Below are 21,223 nucleotides of genomic sequence, written 5' to 3'. Positions count from 1 at the left end.
TGTGCTCAGACCACGCTGTATGCCTCTGCGGCGCGCCGGCGTTTGGCCAGGTCCTCAGGCAGTCGTCGGGCCGCGAAGTAGAACAGGCCGATGGCAACGAGACCAAACAGTGAGGCGAGGACCATGGCGTAGCGGAGGCTGTCGGTGCCAAAGCGCGGCGCGAGCAGGTCGCTGGCAAGCCCCGTCAGGAAGGGGCCCAGGCCGAGGCCGATCATGTTCAGGACGAAAAACAGGATGGCCGAGGTCAGCGCCCGCATATTGGGCGGCACCAGGGCATGTGACAGGGCAATGCAGGGCCCCAGGTACATCGCTGTCAGGATATTGGTGAACACCAGGATAACCAGCAGGTGGGTGGTGTTGTCGGTCAGCAGCACATAGAGATAGGGCCCAAAGGCGATCAGCCCGCCAAGCATGGGTACCCACAGATACCAGCGTGGGTCGCGAGCGCCGAAGCGGTCACCGAGATACCCACCGAGATAGGTACCCAGGGCACCACCAATCCCGGACACCAGAGCGAGCACGATACCGACCTGCGCCACACTCAGGCCGTGGCTGCGAATCAGGAACGAGGGGAAAAAGTTGCCCACGCCGTAGCTGACAAAGGCAGTGAGGGCGCAGCCCACGGCGATAAGCCAGAAGGAAGGCAGCTGCCGCAGCAGTGTCAGGGTGTCCTGCAAGGAGGGGCGGGCGGCGGCATTGTCGGCGGCGGTCTCCCACCGTCCGCGCAAGGGTTCCTGTACCGTGAGACGCAATACGATGGCGAACAGCACGCCAGGAATACCGACGATCAGGAAAGCCGCGCGCCAGCCGAAGGCTTCCGCGATCATGCCACCAAACATGAAGCCCAGCAGTATGCCGACGTAAATACCCATGGAATAGAACGATAGCGCGCGCCCCCGCTGTTCCGGCGGAAAATAGTCGCTGATCATCGAATGCGACGGTGGGCTGCCACCGGCCTCACCCAGCCCCACACCGATACGTGCTGCCAGCAGCTGGGCGTAGTTCTGCACAAACCCGGACAACGCGGTCATGCCGCTCCACACGGCGAGTGACAGCGATACGATATTGCGCCGGTTGCCGCGGTCAGCCCAGTAGGCAATGGGGATCCCGGCGGTGACGTAGATCAGGGCGAAGCTGAAACCGCTGAGCAGGCCGAGCTGGGTGTCGGACAGGCCCATGTCGGCCTTGATCGGCTCCTGCAGAATCACCAGAATCTGCCGGTCGATAAAATTGAAGGCGTAGACCATGGTCAGCATGACCAGTACAAAACGCTTGTACGCGGGAGAATAGTCCGGCTGGCCTGTAGTCACGGCTGTGGCATCCTTGTCTTTTTTATAGTGTGCCCAATATAACGGAAGCGGTATTCAGGTCAATTTACCAGCTCCGCCATTTCGCGCAGCAGCGCTGTGTCGCCATTGATCAGCAGGCTGGTGACCGGGGAGTCTTCCCAGTCGCGCAGCTTTTCCTTGATGCGGTCTCGGGGGCCCGAGAGCGAAATCTCGTCGGCGAAGGCGTCGGGCACCAGCGCAATTGCCTCGTCCCGTTTGCCGGCGAAAAACAGCGCCTGAATCTGTTCGGCTTCATCCGCGAAACCCATGCGCGCCATCAGTTCCTTGTGGAAGTTGCGTGCTTTGGACCCCATGCCGCCAATGTAGAAGCCCAGCATCGCCTTGACCGGGTACAGCGCTTCATCAAGGTTGTCGTTGATGTTGCACAGTACCAGCGCCGGAATTTCGAAGCCGGGTCTGGCGTTGCGCAACTGGCTGGCGTAGACCTCCTGGCGGTAGGGGGAGTAGTAGAGCGGCAGCCAGCCATCGGCAATTTCCGCGGTCTGCTCGACATTTTTCGGGCCTTCGGCGCCAATAAAGATGGGCAAGTCAGCCCGTAGCGGGTGGACGATGGGCTTGAGCGGTTTACCCATGCCCCAGGCGCCCGGGCCGTGGTAGGGCAGGGGGTAGAACTCACTGTCGCTGGTGACGGGTGCCTGTCGCGCCAATACCTGGCGAATGATATCGACATAATCCCGTGTGCGTGTCACCGGTTTGCTGTAAGGCTGGCCATACCAGCCCTCCACCACTTGGGGGCCGGAAACGCCGAGGCCAAGTATCATGCGTCCGCCTGAAAGGTGGTCAAGGGCCATGGCGGCCATGGCGCAGGCGGTAGGTGTGCGCGCGGAAAGCTGTGCGACGGCCGTGCCGAGCCGAATGCGAGACGTCTGGCTGCCAATCCACGCCAGGGGAGTGAAGCAATCATTGCCCCAGGACTCGGCGACCCACACCGAATCAAAGTTCAGCCGCTCCGCCTCCTGTGCCAGCTCGACCATGTTTGGCTGCGGTTGCGCGCCCCAGTAGCCGAGTTGCAGTCCCAGCGTCAATTTGCCCATGTTGCCTGTCCTCACCTTGGGTGTGCATTATTGTAAGAGCTACTCTACCCCAATCGCGGCCCAAGGTGATGCGCGAAAACGGCCATGGGGCCTGTCGCAAGTGTGCAGGCGTGTTATTCTGCGCGGCCATTGGATACACTTCCGCGGCAGTTGGAACCGGGAAAGGATATGATGTCATGTCTCAGCTGACGCATCTTGATGCGTCGGGCACAGCGCGCATGGTGGACGTGGGGGCCAAGCCGGAAACGCGGCGCGAGGCAGTTGCCACGGCCAGCGTCAGCATGCAGCCCGAAACCCTGCGCCTGCTGCGCGAGGGTGCGCATGCCAAAGGCGATGTGCTTACGGTGGCGCGGATTGCCGGCATTCAGGGCGCGAAGAAATGCGCAGAGCTTATTCCGCTCTGCCACCCCTTGATGCTCAATAGTATCGATCTCGATTTCACGCTTGATGACGACGCCAGCTGCGTGCACATTGCTGCGCGCTGTCGTGTGTCCGGCAAGACGGGAGTCGAGATGGAAGCCCTGACCGCCGCCTCGGTGGCAGCCCTCACAATCTACGACATGTGCAAGGCCGTGGACCGTGGCATGCTGATCCAGAACCTGGGGCTGCAGGAGAAACACGGCGGCAACTCGGGAAGCTGGCAGCGGTCGCCGGATGACGCCTCATGCTGAGGGTCCTGTTTTTTGCCAGGCTGCGTGAACAGCTCGGCTGCGAGTCGCTTGAGCTGGCCAGTGAACCCGGTATCGACAGTCTCGCAGCGTTGCGCGCGGCTCTGTCCGAGCGCGGACCGGTGTGGAAAGAAGCGCTGGCAGACGCAAACCTGCTGGCCGCTGTAAACCAGTCGCTCGCCGAGCCGGGAACCCCGCTTGTGTCGGGTGACGAAGTCGCCTTTTTCCCGCCGGTTACCGGGGGTTGACGTGACACAGAGTGACTGTCGCGTGCGAGTGCAGGAGGCGGCTTTCAGCCCCGACCAGCTGCAGCGGTCGCTGCCCGCAGCGGGGGCAGTGGTGACGTTTACCGGCAACGTGCGGGATGTGGGAGCGGGAGGCGCGGTCGACGCGCTGCAATTGGAGCATTATGCCGGCATGACCGAACACAGCCTGCAGGCGATTGCCGAGGAGGCGGCAGCGCGCTGGGTACTCACGGCCGCGCATGTGGTGCACCGGGTTGGGCGTCTTGATGCAGGAGAGGCTATCGTCTGGGTGGGGGTATGCGCCGCGCACCGGGCCGAGGCCTTTGCGGCCTGTGAATTCATCATGGACGCACTCAAGACCCGCGCACCTTTCTGGAAAAAGGAACACGGTCCGCAGGGCGCACGCTGGGTGGATGCCCGCGCCAGCGACGTTGCGCGCGCACAGCGCTGGCAGTTAACCCGAACAGGGGATGCCAATGGGTCCCCCGGCGGGTGAACCTGTAGCGTCTGAAAACAGTATTATTACAACAATGCACAGGAGAAGGTTATGGAATTGGATGGACGAGAGCTGCGCAGCGCTCTGGGACGGTTTGCCACGGGCGTGTGCTTGATCACCGCAGTGAATGAGGAAGGGGAGGCACTGGCACTGACCGCCAATTCTTTCAGCTCGGTGTCGCTGGACCCACCGCTGGTGCTGTGGAGCCTGCAGAACAACTCGGAGGTCTTCACCACCTATTCCAAGGCCCGGCACTACGCGATCAATGTGCTGGCGGGAAACCAGCAGGAGCTTTCTTCGCGTTATGCTCGCAAGGGCGACCATGTGCTGGATGCCGAGCACTTTACGCCAGGCGAGCACGGTGGTGCACCGCTGATCAACGATGCGCTGGTGCAGTTCGAATGCAGTCTGGATGCGACACATCCCGGCGGCGATCACCTGATTATCGTGGGCCGGGTGCACGCTATGCATGCGCAAGTGGAAGGCGAGCCGCTGGTGTTCTACAGCGGCGCCTATCGCGCGCTGGCATGAGGCTGCACGGGGCGTTGAGCGCATGAATTATTGTACGCTCTGTGGCGCAACCGTAGCCCTGCGGATCCCCGAGGGCGACGATCGCGAGCGCTTTGTCTGTAGCGCCTGCGACGTGGTGCACTACGTGAATCCGCGCGTGATCGTGGGCTGCGTTCCTGTGTACGAGGGGCGGATTCTACTGTGCAAGCGCGCGATTGAACCGCGTCTGGGCTACTGGACACTGCCCGCAGGGTTCATGGAAAACGGTGAAACCACAGTGCAGGGGGCGGCGCGTGAAACCTGGGAGGAAGCGCGTGCCCGGGTCACAGAGCTGGAACTCTACCGCGTCTTTGATGTGCCACACATCAATCAGGTGTACATGTTTTACCGCTGCAACGTGGTTGACGGGGAATTTGGCGTTGGGCCGGAAAGCACCGACAGTGGTTTTTACCGCCAGGAAGATATTCCCTGGGGCGAAATCGCCTTTCCAGTGGTTCAGGAAACGCTTCAGGAGTTTTTTGCCGACAGCGCATCCGGGCATTTTCCCGTGCGGGTGTCGGCCATAGAGCGGCGTCGACCGCCGGGCTGATATTCGCCGTCATCGCGCTGGAAAATACTTGCACACATGAGGAGGACAACCTATGGCATTCCCCAAAGTTGGTAACCTGGCTCCGGCTTTCTCCCTGCTCGATCAGGACGGTAACAGCGTCACCCTGAAGCAGTTCCGGGACAAGAAAAACGTTGTCCTCTACTTCTACCCCAAGGCCATGACGCCGGGCTGCACGGTGCAGGCCTGCGGTATCCGGGACAGCAAGAAGGCATTGGAGAAGGCCGATACCGTGGTACTTGGCGTCAGCCCTGACCCGGTGGCGCGCCTCGGAAAATTCATCGAAAAACAGGACCTCAACTTCACGCTGCTGTCCGATGAGGATCACGCGGTTGCCGAGAAATATGGTGCCTGGGGGCTGAAGAAATTCATGGGCCGCGAATTCATGGGGATCCTGCGTACCAGCTTTATCATCGGCAAGGACGGACGCCTCAAACACGTGATGGATACAGTGAAGACGAAAAGCCACCACGATGATGTGCTCGCCCTGATCAAAGAGCTCGGGTTGTAACGTGGTTGCCTTCAGCCTCAACGGGCGCAACGTTGAACTCAAAGTAGATCCTGCTACGCCGTTGCTGTGGGTGTTGCGGGATCACCTGGGTCTGACCGGCACGCGCTTCGGCTGCGGTATGGGGCTCTGCGGAGCCTGCACCGTGCATCTCGACGGCGCGGCCATTCGCAGCTGCTCGACACCGGTGTCGCAGGCTGCCGGGCGCAGTGTGACGACGATTGAAGGCCTCGGTGGCGATCACCCGCTACAACGGGCCTGGGTCGAGCACAACGTACCCCAGTGCGGATATTGCCAGTCCGGGCAGATCATGTCGGCCGCGGCATTGCTGGCATCCAACCCGCAGCCTGACGAAGAGAACATTCGCCAGGCCATGTCCGGCAACCTGTGCCGCTGTGGCACCTATCACAAAGTGCAGCGGGCGATCTTGAGTGTGGCGGCGGTAGAGCACTGGCAGCCCGCCGCGGAGGATGCATCATGAGCCTGACCCGACGCCAGTTCATTCGCAATGTCTCCGTGACCGGTGGTGCTCTGACGCTGGGCTTCCAGCTTACCGCGTGTTCGGGGAAACCCCTGCAACTCGGGAGTGAGGCGGACTTCCAGCCGGATGCTTTCCTGCGCATCGAGCCTGATGGTGCCATCATCCTGCAGATTCCCAAGGCGGAAATGGGGCAGGGCGTGGTTACGGGCATGGTGACTCTGGTCGCCGAGGAGCTGGAGGTACACCCGGAGCGTATCGGCTATGCCATGGCCCCCGTACATAGCGCCTTCGCCGACCCTGAGATGCGCCTGCAGATTACCGGCGGCAGTGCCTCCATCCGCGTCTACCACGAAATCCTGCGTCAGGTGGGTGCCAGTGCCAGAGAGACCCTGATTGCCGCCGCCATGCAGCAAAGTGGACTCGACCGGGCCAGCCTTGCAGCGCGGGACGGGCGCGTGCGCAGTACCGATGGGGCGGTGGACCTCGCCTATGCGGATCTGGTGGCGATCGCCCGCGCGTTACCGGTGGTCAGCGATGTGGCGCTGAAACCGGCGGATCAGTGGCAGTGGATCGGCCACTACGACCAACGCGTGGACGCACAGGCAAAGACGGACGGCAGCGCGCGCTTCGGCATGGACGCAAGTCCCGAAGGCTGCCTGACTGCGGTATTGCTGCGCTGCCCGTGGTTTGATGGTGCCGTCGAGTCCTTTAATGCGGAACACGCGCTGGAGCACCCCGGGGTGGTCGCGGTGTTTGCCACCGAACACGGGGTTGCCGTGGTCGCCGAAGGCTATTGGCCGGCCCGGCAAGCGGCGGGCAAGGTCGAGGTGACCTTTACCCCGCCCGGCGGTGGCCTGCGCGATAGTGCGGCAATTACCGAGGCGCTCACCGCGGCACTGGACGGCGATGATTTCGCCAGTGTCCGGGACGATCCGGCAAGCGCCAAGGCGGGGCAGGGCACGCTGGTGTCGGGGCGTTACGCCGTACCGTTTCTGGCGCATGCCGCGATGGAGCCGCTCAACGCCACCTGTCGTCTCACTGAGGGCGGCTGCGAGGTCTGGGTGGGCTCGCAGGCACCGGACCTGGCGCAGGATGCGGCGTCCCGCGTGCTCGACGTGCCGCGAGAGGCAGTGGTTATCCACAACCAGTTTCTCGGCGGTGGTTTTGGCCGTCGCGCCGCGGCGGATAACGTTGCCGAGGTCGTCGCTATCGCGCGGGAACTGAAACGTCCGGTGAAACTCGTGTGGAGCCGCGAAGACGACATGCGCCACGACTGGTACCGGCCGCCCATGGCGGGTGCCATTGAAGCCCGCGTGCATGCCGATGGCAGCATCAGCCATTGGCAGCACCGTATTGCGGGGCCCAGCATTAACCAGCAGGTGTTGCCGGTGTTGATGGGCGCCATGTTGCCCCAGTGGATTCCGGGCGGACCGCGGCAACTGGTGGGCGACTTTGTCGGCAAAAAGGATTTCGCGTCGGTGGAGGGCTCCAAAGAGCTGCCCTATCAGTTCGACGGTGTTAGTGTCAGCTACCACAACGTGCCGGTGCCGGTGCCGCTGGGATACTGGCGGTCAGTCGGGCACAGTCACAATGCGTTTGTGGTAGAGAGTTTCGTCGACGAACTCGCGCATGCGGCCGGTGTTGACCCGCTGGAATTTCGTCGCAAACATCTTGCCGCAGACTCCCGCGAGCGCCGGGTACTGGACGCTGTGGCCGCCGCGGCAAGCTGGGGCAATGCCCCTGCGGGCCATTACCAGGGTATTGCCGTGCACGATTCCTTCCAGTCCTGCGTTGCGGAGGTGGTGGAAATATCGCTGGTGGATGGCAAGCCCAAACTGGAGCACGTGTATTGCGCGATCGATTGCGGCCAGGTGATCAACCCGGACATAGTGCGTGACCAGATGATCGGCGGTATCGTGTTCGCGTTGAGCGCTGCGCTGCACGGCGAAATCACGCTGAAAAACGGCGCGGTGGAGCAGAGCAACTACCACGATTATCAGCTGCTGCGGCAGACCGATACGCCCCCCATGACGGTTGTCCTGATCGACAGTGCGGCGCCGCCTACCGGGGTGGGTGAGCCGGGCACGCCCCCCGCGGCTCCTGCGCTCGCCAATGCCCTGTTCGCGGCCACAGGGGAGCGTCAGCGGCGCCTGCCACTGCGCATGGGCTGACGGCAAGTCCTTGACGGGGTCTCGCTTCGGGTACAGACTAACGCGCATTAGTATAATGGCGGTATCTGCCCGAGGAGAGACCCATGAGCCGTTGCCCACACTTTGACCTGAACGACCCGGAAAGCTACCGGGGCGGGTTGCCGCGTGACACATTCGCCTACCTGCGACGCGAAGAGCCGGTGTACTGGCATGAGCCCAGTCATGGCAGCCCGGGTTACTGGGCGGTCACACGGCAAGCGGAAATCGACGAAGTGTCGAAAAACCCGCAGTTATTTTCCTCCGCCGAACGGACCTGCATGTTGAACAATCCCACGCCGGACGAGGTGGAGATGATGCAGGCGCTGATGATCAACATGGACCCCCCCAAGCATTTGAAATACCGGCGCCTGGTGCGTTCCGCGTTCACTCCGCGCAAAGTCGACAGCTATGAACCGCGGTTTCGCGAAATCGCCCGGGAAATTCTCGACCGCGCCCTCCCTGCGGGGCGCTGTGACTTTGTCGAAGACATCGCCATGGAGTTGCCGCTGATTGCGATTTGCGAGCTGATGGGGGTGCCGCTGGAGAAGCGCCAGCGCCTGTTTGAGCTGACCAATATCATGCTCGGCATGGACGACCCTGACCTCACCACCTCGGCGGAGGATGGCATGAACGCCATGGTCGAGATGTTCATGATGGGTATGGAGCTGGCCACAGCCCACAGGGAGAACGGTTCCGAGGGGATTGTTGCCACATTGCTGGACGGCACTGTGGAAGACGAACCTCTCACGGATGAAGAGTTCTGTAATTTCTTCATGTTGCTGATTGTCGCCGGCAATGAAACGACGCGCACAGTCACCAGTCAGGGCATGCGCATGCTGCTGGAGAATCCTGCGCAGTTTCAGGCGCTGGTCGATAATCCGGCGCTGGTGCCCGATGCCATCGAGGAATTCCTGCGTTACAACCCGGCTGTGATTGCGTTCCGGCGCACGGCGACAGAGGACACCACGCTGGGTGGCCGCAACATCCGCAAGGGCGAGTTGGTGCAGTTGTTTTACGGTGCAGCCAGTGCTGACGAGACCGTATTCGACGATCCCGAGCGCTTTGATATCCTGCGCAATCAGCGCGAGGATGTGCGCAATGGCCACCGTGCGTTCGGTGTGGGGCAGCATTTCTGTCTCGGCTCTCACCTGGCCCGTCTGGAGCTGACCGTGATTTTTGAGGAAATTGTGCGCCGCATGCGTAATCCGCGCCTCGACGGTGAAATTCAGTGGCTGCGTTCAAGCTTCATTCACGGCATCAAGCACATGCCCATCGTGTTCGACGTGGCCTGAGGAGGCCCCACTCGCGCCCGGTCGCCGGGTGCGGGCCGCAGGGGCTTGCCCCACGGTTCATGCTATTGTGCCCCACGTTGAATTCTGGCCGCGGCGAGAGCCCTGACCTTGGTGTGGGGGCCCGGTCACAGCACAATGGCGGGTCTGTCATTGAAGGAGCAACTGACCATGCCCATGCCTACCGATATCGGTGTTATCGACCTCATGCTGGCCGTACCCGGCGACGACAACAGCAATTTCTACGAGTGGATCAAGCCCATGCTCATGGACAAGCAGAGCCATGAGATGTTCAAGATGCCCGCGCAGTACATGTTCAAGGACATTCCGCAGATCGACGGGCAGGACGATTACGTGGCCTACACCGTGGCGCAGATGGACAAGCACAATATCGAGCGCGCCATGATCGGGGTTGGCCCGTACGCGGAGCAGCACAAGGAAGCCCTGCGCAGGTTCCCCGATCGATTCTTTGCCTGCTACGAAGCCAATCCCAACAACGGCATGGACGAGGTGCGTACCATTGTCGCACTGAAGGAAGAGTTCGATATCAAGGCGGTTACCGCATCGCCCGCCATGATCTGTCCGCCGGTGCCCGTAAACGACAAGAAGTGGTACCCCATCTACGCGAAACTTGTTGAACTGGATATACCATTTTGCCCCTGCATGGGTATTCCCGGCCCCCGCTTGCCCTTTGGGCCGCAGAAAGTTGAATTGCTCGACGAGGTGCTGTGGTTCTTTCCCGAGCTCAACGTGGTCACGCGTCATGGCTGCGAGCCCTGGACCGACGTGGCCTGGAAAATGATGTTGAAATACCCAAACCTGCATTACATGACCAGCGCGTTTGCGCCCAAGCATTATCCAAAGGACATCGTGCACTTCGCCAACACGCGCGGTGCCGATCAAGTGATGTATGCCGGCTATTTCCCCATGGGCCTGTCGCTGGACCGTATTTTCCGCGAAATGCCGGATGTGCCTTTCCGGGACGAAGTGTGGCCCAAGTTCCTGCGCGAGAACGCGCTGCGTGTATTCAAACTGGATAAATAGGAGCGGTTGATGGAATACGTCGAAGTCGAACAGGCGGTAAATGCCCCCGGATTGCGGTTGGTGCTCAGCGCCGGTGTGCCGGGGCCCTGGGGTGAAACCGCGAAGTCACTCTTCGACTACAAGGGGCTCAAGTACCTGCCGGTGCGTCAGGAGGGGGGCGGCGAAAACGCCGAGCTGGTGTCCTGGACCGGGCAGAGCTCTGCGCCGGTTGCCGTGTTCGACGATCTGCCGCCCGTGTGCCACTGGTTGGACCTGTTGCACCTGGCTGAACGGCTGGCGCCAACGCCGGCGCTGTTGCCCGCCGACCCGGCACAGCGTGCCGAAGTGCTCGGCCTGTCGGCGCTGATTGCGGGTGTTGACGGGTTTGGCTGGCAGCGCCGCCTGCAGCTGTTTGTGCCGGGCATGGCGCTGGCCGAGCCGCCAGAGTCGATTGTGCGCATGGCCGGCAAGTACGGCTGGAGTGAGCAGGCAGCCGCACAGGCTGACCAGCGCATGGCTGCCATCGCGGGGCTGCTGGATGAGCGCCTCGCCGCGCAGGAAGCCGCCGGCAACCCCTGGCTGGTTGGGGAGGGCGTCACCGCCGTGGATTTCTACTGGGCCAACTTTGTCGGCATGGTGTTGCCGCTGCCCCCGGAGGTCAATCCCATGCCGGATTACCTGCGTGGCATGTATGCTTCCGGTGCTGAGAAGACTACCCGCTGGCTCACGCCACGGCTGCTGGCCCATCGCGACCGCATGTATCGCGAACACATCCGTCTGCCGCTGGATTTCTAACAAAAAGGGAGAATTTTCATGCTATCACAACAGGAACTGTCAGACCGTCTGGAACTGCAGGATCTCGTATTCCACTACTCGCACCTGATCGACAGCAAGTCCTTCGATGACCTGCGCGGTGTATTCACCGAGGACGCACACGTTGATTACTCGGCCTTCGGTGGTTCAGTCGGCAACCTCGAGGAGACCATTGCCTACCTCAAGGATGCGGTTTCCGATGGCATCTTCCCCAACAGCCAGCACCTGAACGCCAACCTGCAGTTCGTGGTGAATGGCGACACGGCGACCGGCCGTGTCATGTGCTTCAACCCGATGGAAATGGCATTGCCGGATGGGGGGCGTCACGTTTTCCTGTTGGGCCTCTGGTACGTTGATGAGTATGTGCGCACAGGGCAGGGCTGGCGTATACGTCGCCGTGCGGAGGAAAAGAGCTGGGTGTTCAACACACCTGATTTCATGGAACTCTGAACCGGCGCTGGGGATAAGCCCCGGTAAAAACGCGGTTGCGGGTGCCTTGAGGCACCCGCTGACTGTGCCGTGCTAGCGGTGTGGCCACTGTGCCAGGTGCGCGGCACGAATATCGGGTTTCAGCAGTTTGCCAGTGGCGTTGCGCACCAGCGCTTGCTGCGTAAAGCGCCACTGGGTGGGTATCTTGTAGCCCGCCATGTGCTCACGCAGGTAGCTCACCAAGTGGTCAACCTCAAGATCGGTTGCGCCATTTACCGTGGCCGCCAGCTCCTCGCCAAGGTCCGGGTGGGGCAGCCCATAGACTGACGCTTCAATCACCTGTGGATGGGCGGTCAACACGCCTTCCACTTCGACCGGGTAAATGTTTTCGCCATTGCGGATGACCATGTCCTTGATGCGATCAACCACGTGAACAAAACCGTATTCGTCCACAAAACCGATATCGCCGGTTTTCACCCAGCCATCGACAAACGTTTCCGCGGTGGGTTTGGGCAGGTTCCAGTATTCCCGCGCATTGGTCGGGCTGCGCACCATCAGCTCGCCGGGCTGCCCGGCCGGCAGTACATTGCCCTCCGGGTCTACACTCTGCATATCGACGATGGGGGAAATGGTGCCCGCCGCCGTCGGTTGCAGGCGGTACGCTTCGCCGGTACAGCTGCTGCCAGTCGCATTGGTTTCGGTCATGCCGTAACCCGTACCCGGGTAGGCATCGGGAACCTTGCGGTAAATGAGATCTTTCAAGTGTGGCGGGCAGGCCGCGCCACCCGCACCGAGTGAGAACAGGCTGCGCGTGTCGGCACGCTCAAAGGCTGGTGATTCGAGCATGGCAATCGTCATGGCCGGCACACCGGTGAAAACGGTAATGCGCTCGCGCTCAATGACCTTGAGCGCCTCTTCTGGATCCCATTTGTAGAGAATGCTGGTTTTACGACCGCCGCGCAGGTTGAGCAGGAAAATGGCGTAGCAGCCGGACACATGAAACAGCGGCACCGCAAGCAGGGTGCAGGGCTCAAAGCCCGACCCCATCATCTTGCCGATGACTTCGGGGTTGGTCATGGCTGATACGTAGGCCATCAGCTCGAAGTTCTGCAGTGCCTGGCAGATGGCGGCGTGGGTTGAAGCCGCACCCTTCGGTTTGCCGGTGGTGCCCGAGGTGTACATGATCATTGCCAGGTCTTCGCTATCCAGCGCCACCTCTGGCGCCTGTGCCGGGCTTTCCTGGGTCGCCTCCCAGCGCGTTGCCGGCGCGATGTCTGCGGAACCGCTGCGCACCACCACCGCCTGGCAGTCCAGCTCGGCGAGCTGCGCACGCACCAGCGTGTGGCGCTCAAGGTCGCAGACGACCAGCCGCGCCCCGGCGTCGTTCAATGCATAGCCCAGCTCTTCCGCGCGCCCCCAGCTGTTGAGCGGGACAACGATCGCGCCCGTTGCCTGAATGCCGACAAATGCGAACATCCACTCCGGGTAGTTGCGCATGGCGATGGCAACCCGGTCCCCCTTGCGTATGCCCGCCTGGTGCACCAGATAGTGTGCAAAGCGGTCGGCCGCGGCAAAGAATTCCGTGAACGTGTAGCGTTCATCCTCGTAGGTGATTGCGGTCTTGTCACCATGGGCACGACCGGCATCCAGCGCGTCGCGCAGGGTGGCGGGTGCATTGGCGTAGCAGCGCATGGCGACACCATTGATGGTGCAGTCTTTGAGTTCGAAGGGCGCTCCGGGAGCAGTCAGTTGTTCGGCGGCGGCGCGCAGGTTCGCGCTGAGGGCGGCGACATCATTCATGGCGGTCAGTAGTCTCCAGTCGTCGTCAGGGATACGGGTTGAAGTCGGGGCATGATACACAAGCGGCGATGGCAGGGGCAGTATTGCCGGCGGCCTGTGGCGAATTGAACGGCGCCGGTGCATTCCGCTACACTGGCGCGCTTTGCCCGGTGCAGGTACCTCGCGCCAATGCTCATGGACCTGACAGCGGGGACACGCAGTGGCGACCACTTTAACCGGCAATACCAACGGCATCCGCGGCGCCGCGCGCAAGGGATTTCACGACTGGTTGGCGCAGCAGGACGCCCATATGGCCGAGCGTTTTTCCGATCACGCGCCACAAATCATGGTGTACGACCTCGACCTGCAGTCCTGACTGCCCGCCAGATTGCAGCAACGAGGGTTTCGCTGTACATTTGGCGCCTGTTATTTTCCCCCCGTTACCGCTCGCGCCAGTCGGCGCAGGCTGCAAGGAGTTGTCATGAGTTTGTTCATTGCCAGTGCTCACGCCCAAGCCCAGGGTGGCGCCCAGGGTGGCGGCGAGATCTTCCAGATTGTATTTCTGGTGGGGCTGTTCGCGCTGTTCTACTTCATCGCCATCCGCCCACAGCGCAAGCGGCAGAAAGAGCATGCGCAGATGGTGGCCGCGCTCGGCAAGGGCGACGAAGTGGTGACCAGCTCTGGAATCCTCGGCCGCATCACCGGGCTCGACGACAACTATGTGGTCTTGAACGTGGCGAATAATGTCGACATGAAGTTCCAGCGCATCCATATCCACGCGGTGTTGCCGAAAGGAACACTCAAGTCCATCGGCTAATGAAAGGGCTTGCGCTGCCGCCAAGGATTGCGCTGGCCCAGCGCCCCACGCCCCTGCAGTACTTGCCCCGGGCCACTGAGCGCTGGGGCTGTGGCAAGCGCCTCTGGATCAAGCGCGATGACCTGACGGGTTGTCTGTTGAGCGGCAACAAGGTGCGCAAACTCGAATTTATCATTGCGCATGCGCTCGCCGAAGGCTACGACACGCTGATCACCTGCGGTGGTCTGCAAAGCAACCATTGTCGCGCAACGGCTTTTGCCGCGGCACAGGCCGGCCTCTCGGCACACCTCGTGCTGCGTGGAGACACGCCGTTCACGGGTCAGGGCAACTACCTGCTCGGTCAGTTGGCCGGTGCCACCATCAATTGCTACCCCAAGAGCCACTATGTTGCTGAACTGCCCGCCTTGCTTGAAAGCTGGCGAGCGCACTACGCAGGGTTGGGTAGAAAGGCGCTGATTATTCCCACCGGCGGCAGCGATGGCCTCGGTATCTGGGGCTACATTGCCGCCTGTGAGGAACTGCGCGAGGACCTTGCCCAAGCCGATATCGAGTCGGCTCACCTGGTGACCGCCACGGGTTCCGGCGGCACCCAGGCGGGCCTCACCCTGGGCACGGCCCTGCACGCTCTGCCGCTTACGGTCTGGGGCGTCAACGTCTGTGACGATGAGGCGTATTTCCTCAATAAGGTCGCGACGGATGTAGCGGACTGGCGCAGCCGTTTCCCCGGCCAACCCGCAGCAACGGTGACACCGCGTGTGATCGATGGGTACGTCGGTGCGGGCTACGGTGTGGCGAGCCCTGAGGTATTGCGGGTTATCGCAGACCTGGCGGCACTGGAAGGCGTATTGCTCGATCCGGTGTACACCGGCAAGGCCTTCCATGGGCTCGCTCAAGAGCTGCCGACGGGCCGTTTCGACGATCAGCGCGATATTGTATTTCTGCACTCCGGGGGCGTATTCGGTGTGTTCCCGCAGGCGGACCAGTTCGGTTTCTTACACACCGCCGCCAGCGGTTAATTCAGGGTCATAGTAATCATGCAGGCATTCGGCGAATTCGTCACCACAATCAATGGCTGGGCCTGGGGCCCCGTGATGCTGGTTCTCCTGCTGGGCACTGGCCTCTATCTGAGCATAGGCTTGCGCTTTCTCACCCTGCGCAATATCCCCCGCGCATTCCGCCTTCTTCTCAGCGGCCGGGGAGGGCAGGGGCAGGGTGATATTTCTCCCTTCAGCGCACTCATGACCTCACTCTCGGCAACCATCGGTACCGGCAATATCGCCGGGGTCGCCACTGCACTGGTGCTCGGTGGCCCGGGTGCCCTGTTCTGGATGTGGATTACGGCGCTGGTGGGTATGGCAACCAAATACGCCGAGGCAGTCTGCGCTGTGCGGTTCCGGGAGCAGGACGCAGCGGGGAACTACAGTGGTGGGCCCATGTACTATATTCGCAATGGGCTGCACCAGCGCTGGCACTGGCTGGCCTGGGCCTTTGCGATTTTCGGTACCCTGGCGGGCTTTGGTATTGCCAACACCGTGCAGTCCAACTCGGTGGCGCAGGTTCTTGAGGACTTTCTCGCGGTGCCACCACTGGCAACCGGACTGGTGCTGATGGGCCTGGTCGCCGCGGTGATTCTTGGCGGTGTGAAGCGGATTGCGCGCGTCGCGAGCTGGCTGGTACCGATGATGGCACTGGGTTACATCCTCATGGGGGTGCTGGTACTGGTCACCCACGTTACGGCGATTCCAGCGGCAGTAGTCACCATCGTCAACGCAGCCTTCAGTGGCTCGGCCGCAGCGGGGGGCTTTGCCGGGGCGACGGTGTGGGCCGCGATTCGCTTTGGTGTTGCGCGCGGCATTTTTTCCAACGAGGCAGGCCTCGGCAGCGCGCCCATCGCGCACGCGGCGGCGCAGACCAGTCAGCCGGTGCAGCAGGGCATGATCGCCATGCTGGGTACGTTCATCGACACGCTTATCGTCTGCACCATGACCGGGCTGGTCATCGTTATCATGGATGTACTGCCCACCGGTGTCAGTGGCGCCAGCCTGACCTCCATGGCGTTTGCCCAAGGCATGCCCGGGGGTGAATACGTGGTGACCCTGGGGCTCTGCCTGTTCGCCTTCACCACCATGATTGGCTGGTCATTCTATGGCGAGCGTTGCGCGGTATTCCTGTTTGGCATTCGTGCCAGCCTGCCTTTTCGGCTGCTGTGGGTGCTGGCCATTCCGGTGGGTACGCTGATCGATCTCGAGCTGGTCTGGTTGATTGCCGACACCCTCAACGCCTTCATGGCCATCCCCAACCTGATTGCGCTGATCCTGCTGGCGCCGCTGGTGTTTCGCATCAGCCGGGCCTATTTCGACGGTCAGCCTGCACCGGAGGCCTGAGCTGCAGCGGCCTCTCGGCGCGCCCCGGCATCCCGTGTTATGGCCGCTAGGCGCGCAGGAGGGTTGCGGTTACACTGCCATCCATGGCAGATGAAACCCCCAACAAGCTGGTTATCGCGATTTCTTCGCGCGCGCTGTTCGACCTGGATGCCAGCCATCAGGTGTTCGAACAGGACGGCCTGAAGGCCTATTCCGAATACCAGATCGCTCACGAAGAAGAGCCGCTGGCACCCGGCGAGGCCTTCCCGCTGGTGCAGAAAATGCTGCGGTTGAATTCGCTGCTGGGCGACAGTGTGGGCGTGGAAGTGGTGTTGCTGTCGCGCAACAGTGCCGACACCGGCCTGCGCGTGTTCAACTCCATCCAGCACTACGAGCTACCGATCACCCGGGCGGCCTTTTGTGGCGGTGAAAGCCCCTGGCGCTATATCAATGCCTTCGGGTGCCAGCTGTTTCTTTCCAACGAAGCCGAGGATGTGCGCTATGCGCTCGCCTGTGGGGTGGCCGCGGCCACGCTGGTGTCCAACAAGAGCGGCAATTCAGGCACCGACCAGCTGCGCTTCGCCTTTGACGGCGATGCCGTGGTGTTTTCCGATGAGGCCGAACAGGTCTACAAGTCGCAGGGGCTGGAAGCCTTCACTGCCAGCGAACGCGCAGCCGCGCGCACACCGTTGAGTGGCGGGCCGTTTCAACCCTTTCTCGCGGCCCTGCATCGTTTGCAGCAGGCGTTTCCCGCCAGTGAGGCACCCATACGCACGGCGCTGGTGACTGCGCGCTCGGCGCCGGCGCATGAACGCGTCATACGCACGCTACGCGCCTGGAATATTCGTATTGATGAGTCCATCTTTCTCGGTGGCCTGAACAAGACCGAGTTCCTGCGCGCCTACCAGGCGGATGTGTTTTTTGACGATCAGGAGACGCACTGCCAGCTCGCCAGTCCGCACATTGCCACCGGCCATGTGCCACACGGTGTTGCCAACCGCTAGCCTGCGGTGTCTTATTCCACGGGTCTGTTATTCCATTGCTCTTGGCAACAGCCAGCTTTAACTACTATTCTGTATAAGCTCCCGCTCACCGCGGCCCTGTGGTGAGCGCGTGCGGTGAGAGGTTTGGGTATGAAACTGCAGCAACTGCGCTACATCTGGGAAGTCGCCCACCACGACCTGAATGTGTCGGCAACGGCACAGAGCCTGTACACCTCGCAGCCGGGTATCAGTAAGCAGATCCGTTTACTCGAAGACGAATTGGGCGTGGAGATCTTCGCCCGCAGCGGTAAACATCTGACCCACGTCACGCCGGCGGGGGAGGCCATTTTGCAAACGGCAGGGGAAGTGCTGCGCAAGGTGGAGAGCATCAAACAGGTGGCCCAGGAGTACTCTAACGAGCGTAAGGGCAGCCTCTCGATTGCGACCACGCACACCCAGGCGCGCTACGCCTTGCCCGCGACCATCCGCTCTTTCATTGAACGCTACCCGGACGTGTCGCTGCACATGCACCAGGGCACACCGATGCAGATTTCCGAAATGGCGGCGGATGGCACGGTGGATTTCGCCATCGCCACCGAGGCGCTGGAGCTGTTCAGTGACCTGATCATGCTGCCGTGTTACCGCTGGAACCGCTGTGTGCTGGTGCCTCGCGATCATCCCCTGACCCAGCTTTCCGAGCTGACGCTGGAAGACGTAGCCGCGCACCCCATTGTGACCTACGTGTTCGGTTTCACCGGGCGCTCGAAGCTCGATGAGGCTTTTGTGGCACGCGGTCTGGTGCCCAAAGTCGTGTTCACCGCTGCCGATGCCGATGTCATCAAAACCTACGTGCGCCTGGGGCTCGGCATCGGCATCGTTGCCGCCATGGCCTACGATGAGCGCGCGGACTCGGACCTCGTGGCGCTGGATGCCACGCGCCTGTTTGCCAGCAGCGTGACCCGCATCGGTTGCCGTCGCGGCACCTTCCTGCGCGGCTATATGTACGACTTCATTGAGGACTTTGCGCCGCATCTGACCCGGGATATCGTCAAGGAAGCGTTTGCACACCACAGCAAAGCCGAGCTGGAGGCGCTGTTCGCGGACATTGAGTTGCCTGTGTACTGATTTTTTGTGCCCGTTGCGCTTGTGGCCCGTGCGGTGCTTGGGTAGATTGGGCCGCTTCCTGAAAGCCTCTTGGAGTATACCGCGTGGAACTGGCCTGCCTTGACCTGGAAGGGGTGCTCATCCCCGAAATCTGGATTGCGTTTGCGGAAAAAACCGGCATTGACGCCCTGCGCGCCACCACCCGCGACATCCCCGACTACGATGTGCTGATGAAACAGCGCCTGCGCCTGCTGGATGAGCACGGCCTGAAGATCGACGATATCCAGGCGGTGATTGCCACGCTGGAACCGCTGCCGGGTGCCGCCGAGTTCCTCAACTGGCTGCGCGAGCGGTTTCAGGTGATCATCCTGTCGGACACGTTCTATGAATTCTCGGCGCCGCTGATGCGCCAGTTGGGCTGGCCCACGTTGCTCTGTCACCGTCTTGAAGTGGATGAGTCGGGCAGGGTGGTGGACTACAAGCTGCGGCAGAAGGATCCCAAGCGGGCTTCGGTGCAGGCCCTGCACAGTCTGCATTACCGCATTATCGCGGCGGGGGATTCCTACAATGACACCACCATGTTGGCAGAGGCGGATGTCGGTCTGCTGTTCCACGCGCCGCAGAATGTGATTGACGAATTTCCGCAGTTCAAGGCGCTGCATGACTTTCCGTCATTGAAGCAGGCGTTTGTTGAGGCTAGTGCGCGGGCGTTGAGTGTTTGATGCTGGTGGCTTGGGTGGGTAGGGCGCGCATGCCCGTGTGGGGTATGCTGGACTCGCCGTGAACCCATCCATGGGGGCTCGATGGCAGCATCCATGCTGCCAACGGTCCTGCATACCCCACACGGGCACACGCGCCCCCGCGAGGCCTGTTTGAATCGTCGAGAACCCATCCACGGGGCTTGATGGCAGCGTGCATGCTGCCAACACCGTTAACGAAATCGTTGTTCCAGTGTGCTGAGGAAGCGTCCGACCTTGTCGTAGGTTTCCTGGTATTCCTGGTCGACCTCGGAGTCGGCCACAATGCCGCCGCCGCCCCAGCAGCGCAGGCTGCCGTGATTGGCGACCAGACTGCGGATGGCGATGTTGCTGTCCATGTGGCCATCGGCGCTGACATACAGCAGTGAGCCGCAGTAGGCCTCACGGCTGCAGGGTTCCAGTTCGGCGATGATCTGCATGGCGCGGCGTTTTGGCGCGCCGGTGATGGAGCCCCCTGGAAAGCTGTCGCGCAACAGGTCGATTGGTCCGCGCCCGGCCGCCAGCTCGCCACGGATAGTGCTCACCAGATGGTGTACGGTGGGATAGCTCTCCAGTGCGAACAGCTGTTCGACATGGATGCTGCCCGGCACACAGCTGCGCCCGAGGTCGTTGCGCAGCAGGTCCACAATCATCAGGTTTTCCGCACGGTCCTTGGGGCTTTCCCGCAATGCGGTGGCGCTTTGCAGGTCGCGCGCCGGATCGGCAAAGCGAGGGCGGGTACCTTTTATGGGGCGGGTTTCTACCTGTTGCCCCTGCAGGGAGATGAAGCGCTCGGGTGACAGGCACAGCAGCGCCTGTTGCGCTGCGGGCTCGAGATAGCCGGAAAAGGGTGCCGCAGCCACTTCACGCAGGGCGCAGTAGGCGGTGAAAGGGTCGCCGTCGTAGGTGGCGTCAAAGCGTTGTGCAAGGTTGACCTGGTAGCAGTCGCCCGCTGCAATGTAGTCCTGAATGTGGGTAAAGGCGCTGTGGTAATCGCTGCGACTCATGGCGGGCTGGAAGCTGCCGCCGAGGGTGAAAGGCCGCAAGGCGTGATTGGCCGTTGCCAGCCTGGCGCGAATGTCGGCCCGCGCGCTGCCCGCAACCCACGGCATGGCCACCAGTGCTGAGCGCTGTAATAGATGGTCCTGCACAATACACCAGTCGTAGCAGCCTATGGCGGCAGCGGGCGAGGTGGGCTGGGATGCGCCGGGGTGCGTTACCCCATGCAGGGTGTTGCCGGGCTCGTAGCCCAGGTAGCCCAGCAGTCCGCCACAGAAGGGCAGGCGCTGACTGGCGGGTGCGATAGTCGCATACCGCTCCCGGTGCAGGTCGGCCAGCGCCTGCAGGTAGCGCTGCCAGCAGCTGTTTGTCGCGCTGGTAGCGGGGGCCTGTGGCGTTTCTGCAATCGGGTCCGCCACCAGGATGTCATAGCGACCGCCGCTGGCCCAGGGTTGTGCGCTGTCCAGCCAGGCGGCGCCGGGGAGGTCGCGCAACGCCGCGTACAATGGCGCACTATCCGCTTGCCAGGGCAGCTCGTCGATATGCAGTTTCACGACGCCACCCCGGCTCGCCAGACGGGGGAGGTCAAATGTTTACACCTCATATATTCGTAGGAAACCAACGCAAAAACTACGCAATCTTCGGTATCTGGCCGGGAAAACCTGAGCATTTGCGAGGTCTTCGACACTCGTATTTGAGTGTCGTTAAATTGACATTCAAGGGGCATGGAATTAATGTGGTGCGCCGAATTCGGGCGGGCAGTCATCGTAAGCCCGGCCGCCGTCGCATGTAAACCCGGG

At 61.9% G+C, this 21,223-nt stretch carries 23 protein-coding genes; 19 read left to right on the top strand and 4 right to left on the bottom strand.

Annotated features, from left to right (window positions below):
- Nucleotides 1-5 precede the first annotated feature (5 nt).
- Together EGJ68_RS11535 and EGJ68_RS11530 are read right to left on the bottom strand one after the other, a co-directional pair.
- Nucleotides 6-1,310 (bottom strand): spinster family MFS transporter, encoded by a 1,305-nt coding sequence (locus EGJ68_RS11535; protein ID WP_233248778.1) that lies wholly within the window; start codon nt 1,308-1,310, stop codon nt 6-8.
- Between the two features lie 59 nt (nt 1,311-1,369).
- Nucleotides 1,370-2,383: an LLM class F420-dependent oxidoreductase gene (locus EGJ68_RS11530; protein WP_123034664.1), complete on the bottom strand. Its 1,014-nt coding sequence runs from the start codon at nt 2,381-2,383 to the stop codon at nt 1,370-1,372.
- 176 nt (nt 2,384-2,559) lie between these two features.
- On the opposite strand from EGJ68_RS11530, the gene moaC reads away from it, so the two are divergent.
- The 12 genes from moaC (at nt 2,560) to EGJ68_RS11470 (ending at nt 11,662) form a co-directional block, all read left to right on the top strand.
- Nucleotides 2,560-3,054 carry a cyclic pyranopterin monophosphate synthase MoaC gene (gene moaC / locus EGJ68_RS11525; RefSeq protein ID WP_123034663.1) on the top strand — a complete coding sequence of 165 codons (495 nt, stop codon included), beginning with the start codon at nt 2,560-2,562 and terminating at the stop codon, nt 3,052-3,054.
- Entirely contained in the window at nt 3,048-3,299 is a 252-nt protein-coding gene (gene moaD, locus EGJ68_RS11520; RefSeq protein WP_123034662.1) for a molybdopterin converting factor subunit 1, read from the top strand. The genes moaC and moaD overlap by 7 nt, the downstream gene beginning before the upstream one ends.
- Nucleotide 3,300: 1 nt before the next feature.
- Nucleotides 3,301-3,792, top strand: a complete 492-nt coding sequence (locus tag EGJ68_RS11515) for a molybdenum cofactor biosynthesis protein MoaE (protein WP_199228013.1) — start codon at nt 3,301-3,303, stop codon at nt 3,790-3,792.
- A gap of 51 nt (nt 3,793-3,843) precedes the next feature.
- Complete coding sequence (locus tag EGJ68_RS11510) at nt 3,844-4,323, top strand: flavin reductase family protein (protein WP_123034661.1); 480 nt, start codon at nt 3,844-3,846, stop codon at nt 4,321-4,323.
- 22 nt (nt 4,324-4,345) lie between these two features.
- Nucleotides 4,346-4,891 carry an NUDIX hydrolase gene (locus EGJ68_RS11505; protein WP_123034660.1) on the top strand — a complete coding sequence of 182 codons (546 nt, stop codon included), beginning with the start codon at nt 4,346-4,348 and terminating at the stop codon, nt 4,889-4,891.
- A 52-nt stretch (nt 4,892-4,943) separates the two neighbouring features.
- Nucleotides 4,944-5,420: a thioredoxin-dependent thiol peroxidase gene (gene bcp / locus EGJ68_RS11500; RefSeq protein ID WP_123034659.1), complete on the top strand. Its 477-nt coding sequence runs from the start codon at nt 4,944-4,946 to the stop codon at nt 5,418-5,420.
- A 1-nt stretch (nt 5,421) separates the two neighbouring features.
- Nucleotides 5,422-5,898 carry a (2Fe-2S)-binding protein gene (locus EGJ68_RS11495; RefSeq protein ID WP_123034658.1) on the top strand — a complete coding sequence of 159 codons (477 nt, stop codon included), beginning with the start codon at nt 5,422-5,424 and terminating at the stop codon, nt 5,896-5,898.
- Entirely contained in the window at nt 5,895-8,069 is a 2,175-nt protein-coding gene (locus tag EGJ68_RS11490) for a xanthine dehydrogenase family protein molybdopterin-binding subunit (RefSeq protein ID WP_123034657.1), read from the top strand. Before EGJ68_RS11495 ends, EGJ68_RS11490 begins: the two co-directional genes overlap by 4 nt.
- Nucleotides 8,070-8,152: 83 nt before the next feature.
- Nucleotides 8,153-9,379: a cytochrome P450 gene (locus tag EGJ68_RS11485; protein ID WP_123034656.1), complete on the top strand. Its 1,227-nt coding sequence runs from the start codon at nt 8,153-8,155 to the stop codon at nt 9,377-9,379.
- A gap of 168 nt (nt 9,380-9,547) precedes the next feature.
- The gene (locus tag EGJ68_RS11480; protein ID WP_123034872.1) at nt 9,548-10,420 is read left to right on the top strand and encodes an amidohydrolase family protein; all 873 of its coding nucleotides are present in this window, start codon (nt 9,548-9,550) and stop codon (nt 10,418-10,420) included.
- 9 nt (nt 10,421-10,429) lie between these two features.
- Entirely contained in the window at nt 10,430-11,194 is a 765-nt protein-coding gene (locus EGJ68_RS11475; protein ID WP_123034655.1) for a glutathione S-transferase family protein, read from the top strand.
- 18 nt (nt 11,195-11,212) lie between these two features.
- The gene (locus EGJ68_RS11470; protein ID WP_123034654.1) at nt 11,213-11,662 is read left to right on the top strand and encodes a nuclear transport factor 2 family protein; all 450 of its coding nucleotides are present in this window, start codon (nt 11,213-11,215) and stop codon (nt 11,660-11,662) included.
- 72 nt (nt 11,663-11,734) lie between these two features.
- Here EGJ68_RS11470 and EGJ68_RS11465 read toward each other — a convergent pair whose 3' ends face one another.
- A complete protein-coding gene (locus EGJ68_RS11465) occupies nt 11,735-13,441 on the bottom strand; it encodes a class I adenylate-forming enzyme family protein (RefSeq protein WP_158283628.1) in 1,707 nt (568 codons plus the stop codon).
- 199 nt (nt 13,442-13,640) lie between these two features.
- On the opposite strand from EGJ68_RS11465, the gene EGJ68_RS18140 reads away from it, so the two are divergent.
- The 7 genes from EGJ68_RS18140 (at nt 13,641) to thrH (ending at nt 19,409) form a co-directional block, all read left to right on the top strand.
- On the top strand, nt 13,641-13,796 hold the full coding sequence (locus EGJ68_RS18140) for a hypothetical protein (protein ID WP_158283627.1): 156 nt from the start codon (nt 13,641-13,643) through the stop codon (nt 13,794-13,796).
- A gap of 105 nt (nt 13,797-13,901) precedes the next feature.
- Complete coding sequence (gene yajC / locus EGJ68_RS11460; protein WP_027948226.1) at nt 13,902-14,237, top strand: preprotein translocase subunit YajC; 336 nt, start codon at nt 13,902-13,904, stop codon at nt 14,235-14,237.
- Nucleotides 14,237-15,253 carry a D-cysteine desulfhydrase family protein gene (locus EGJ68_RS11455; RefSeq protein ID WP_123034652.1) on the top strand — a complete coding sequence of 339 codons (1,017 nt, stop codon included), beginning with the start codon at nt 14,237-14,239 and terminating at the stop codon, nt 15,251-15,253. Before yajC ends, EGJ68_RS11455 begins: the two co-directional genes overlap by 1 nt.
- Nucleotides 15,254-15,271: 18 nt before the next feature.
- The gene (locus tag EGJ68_RS11450; RefSeq protein WP_123034651.1) at nt 15,272-16,621 is read left to right on the top strand and encodes an alanine/glycine:cation symporter family protein; all 1,350 of its coding nucleotides are present in this window, start codon (nt 15,272-15,274) and stop codon (nt 16,619-16,621) included.
- 83 nt (nt 16,622-16,704) lie between these two features.
- Nucleotides 16,705-17,604: a 5'-nucleotidase gene (locus EGJ68_RS11445; RefSeq protein WP_123034650.1), complete on the top strand. Its 900-nt coding sequence runs from the start codon at nt 16,705-16,707 to the stop codon at nt 17,602-17,604.
- A gap of 129 nt (nt 17,605-17,733) precedes the next feature.
- Complete coding sequence (cysB, locus tag EGJ68_RS11440) at nt 17,734-18,708, top strand: HTH-type transcriptional regulator CysB (RefSeq protein WP_027948222.1); 975 nt, start codon at nt 17,734-17,736, stop codon at nt 18,706-18,708.
- 83 nt (nt 18,709-18,791) lie between these two features.
- Nucleotides 18,792-19,409, top strand: a complete 618-nt coding sequence (gene thrH / locus EGJ68_RS11435; protein WP_123034649.1) for a bifunctional phosphoserine phosphatase/homoserine phosphotransferase ThrH — start codon at nt 18,792-18,794, stop codon at nt 19,407-19,409.
- Nucleotides 19,410-19,618: 209 nt separating this feature from the next.
- On the opposite strand, the gene pabB is transcribed toward thrH, so the two are convergent.
- Nucleotides 19,619-20,977 carry an aminodeoxychorismate synthase component I gene (pabB, locus tag EGJ68_RS11430; RefSeq protein ID WP_123034648.1) on the bottom strand — a complete coding sequence of 453 codons (1,359 nt, stop codon included), beginning with the start codon at nt 20,975-20,977 and terminating at the stop codon, nt 19,619-19,621.
- Between the last annotated feature and the right edge of the window lie 246 nt (nt 20,978-21,223).

It is taken from the genome of Haliea alexandrii (genome assembly GCF_003719295.1).
GTDB classification, from domain to species: domain Bacteria; phylum Pseudomonadota; class Gammaproteobacteria; order Pseudomonadales; family Halieaceae; genus Haliea; species Haliea alexandrii.
The sequence above is the reverse complement of the archived record's forward strand: the minus strand, read 5'-3'. Positions and strand labels throughout refer to the sequence as shown.